The organism is Ramlibacter sp. (genome assembly GCF_036676645.1).
In the GTDB taxonomy this organism is placed as follows: domain Bacteria; phylum Pseudomonadota; class Gammaproteobacteria; order Burkholderiales; family Burkholderiaceae_C; genus Ramlibacter.
On record NZ_JAKFCM010000001.1, the window covers coordinates 1 to 2563 of the forward strand.

Sequence of the window (2563 nt, forward strand, 5' to 3'; positions counted from 1 at the left end):
GGCCAAGGCCGCCCAGCCCGCCGAACCCCGCCTCTCGCGCACGCGCCGCCCGCCCGAACTGGAAGTCGCCGACTGGCAGACCGCGCTGCGCCGCCAGTTCGGCCGCGAACAGCGCTTCGGCCTGGAGAACCTGGGGCAGGAGCCGGTGTTCTCCGACTTCCGCGTGCACAACCCCGCCAGCGGCAGCGGCACGCACTACCGCGTGGCCATTCGCGGCCAGGCCCCGGGCCAGAACTTCTGCACCTGCCCTGACTACGCCACCAACCATCTGGGCACCTGCAAGCACATCGAGTTCACCCTTGCCAGGTTGCAGGCCCGGCGCGGCGGCAAGGCGGCGCTGTCGCGCGGGTTCCAGTCCGAGTACAGCGAGATCTGGCTGGCCTACGCAGGCACGCGCGAAGTGCGCTTTCGCGCCGGCACGGGCTGCCCGCCCGCGTTGCGCGCCCAGGCCGAAAAACTGTTCGACGCCGCGGCCGGCGGGGCCCTGCCGCGGCACAGGCTCAATGGCCTGGAGCACCTGATGCGGGCCGCCAGCGACTGCGGCCACGAGCTGCGCTGCCACGATGACGTCTGGCAGTTCGTCGCCCAGATTCGCGACGGCGAGCGCCGCCATGCGGCCCTGGTGGCGGCGTACCCGAAGGGCATCCGGGACAAGGCGCTGACCCGGCTCCTGAAGGTCAAGCTCTACCCCTACCAGGTCGAGGGTGCGCTGTTCGCCGCGCGCGCCGGCCGCTGCCTGATCGGCGACGAGATGGGCCTGGGCAAGACCATCCAGGCCATCGCCGCGGCCGAGTTGTTCGCGCGCCACTTCGGCGTGCGGCGTGTGCTGGTGGTGTGCCCGACCTCGCTCAAGCACCAGTGGAAGAACGAATTCGCGCGCTTCACCGAGCGCGAGGTGCAGGTGGTCCACGGCCTGCGCGCGCAGCGCCAGCGTCAGTACCGCGAGGACGCATTCTGCAAGATCGTCCACTACGAAACGCTGGCGCGCGATGCCGACCTGATCGATGCCTGGGCGCCGGAACTGGTGATTGCCGACGAAGCGCAGCGCATCAAGAACTGGAACACCATCGCCGCGCGCGCCCTCAAGCGCATCGCCAGCCCGTATGCGGTAGTGTTGACCGGCACACCACTGGAGAACCGGCTGGAGGAGTTGGTCTCGATCATCCAGTTCGTCGACCAGCACCGGCTCGGCCCCACCTGGCGCCTGCTCGACGAGCACCAGCTGCGCGACGAGGCCGGCCGCGTGATCGGCTACCGCGCGCTCGACCGCATCAGCCAGACCCTGGCGCCGGTGATGCTGCGCCGGCGCAAGGCCGAGGTGCTGACGCAGCTGCCCGAGCGGGTGGACAACCGCATCTTCGTGCCGCTGACACCCGAGCAGCGCGTGCACCACGACGAAAACGGCGGCATTGTCACACGCATCGTCTCGCGCTGGCGCAAGACCGGCTACCTGTCGGATGCCGACCAGCGCCGCCTGCAATGCGCCCTGCAGAACATGCGCATGGCCTGCAACAGTACCTTCCTGCTTGACCATGAAACCGACCATGGCCACAAGGTCGACGAGCTGATGACCTTGCTCGACGAACTGCTCGAAGACCCGTCGGCCAAGGCCGTGGTGTTCAGCCAGTGGCTGGGCACGCATGAGCTGATCGTGCGCCGCCTGGGCAATGGCGATGGTCAGCGTGCCTGGGGCCATGTGCTGTTCAGCGGCAACGTGCCGGGCGACAAGCGCGGCGCATTGGTCGAGACATTCCACAACGATCCGGATTGCCGCCTCTTCCTCTCCACCGACGCGGGCGGCGTGGGGCTGAACCTGCAGCACGCGGCGGCCGTGGTGATCAACATGGACCTGCCGTGGAACCCGGCGGTGCTGGAGCAGCGCATAGGCCGCGTGCACCGCATGGGCCAGTCACGCGGTGTGCAGGTGGTCAACTTCGTCGGCCAGGGCAGCATCGAGGAGGGCATGCTGTCGGTACTGGCCTTCAAGAAGTCGCTGTTCGCGGGCGTGCTCGACGGGGGCGAGCACGAGGTGTTCCTGCAGGGCACGCGCCTGTCCCAGTTCATGAAAAGCGTCGAGCAGGTGGCCGGGGCCATGGGCGAGGACGAAGCGGATCCGGCAGCGGAGTCGCCCGCCGCATCCGGCGCTGGCGACACGCCACCCGCTCCGGTCGACCTGTCGAAAATGCAGCTACCGATGCAGGTGCAGGTGCAGGACGAGATACCGGTGACTGCTGAAACCGAAACCGCTGCTGAAGTCGCGACGCCACACACCGAACCTGCCGACCCGTGGGCCGCCATCCTGGAGGCGGGTGCCGCCTTGTTGCAGGGGCTGGCCAGCGCGCGCTCCGCGGGTGGCGCCATGCCCGGCACGGCGCCCATCACCATCGAACGCGATCCGGTCACAGGCCAGGCCAGCGTGCGGCTACCGCTGCCCGAGCCCGCCGTTCTGCGGCGACTGGCCAAGGCATTCGAGCCCTGGCTGCGGTAGCGGCCGGCTATCGCCGCAGGGGCAGGGGTCGGTGCGCGCGACTTTGTGGTTCAGGGCACTGCGCGGAGGGATGAG

1 protein-coding gene is annotated in these 2563 nt (G+C 69.2%); it reads left to right on the top strand.

The genetic code is table 11. From position 1 onward, the window contains the following. The coding region (locus tag V6M57_RS00005; protein WP_332812920.1) for a DEAD/DEAH box helicase at positions 1-2488 on the top strand (2488 nt) is incomplete at its 5' end. Positions 2489-2563 lie beyond the last annotated feature (75 nt).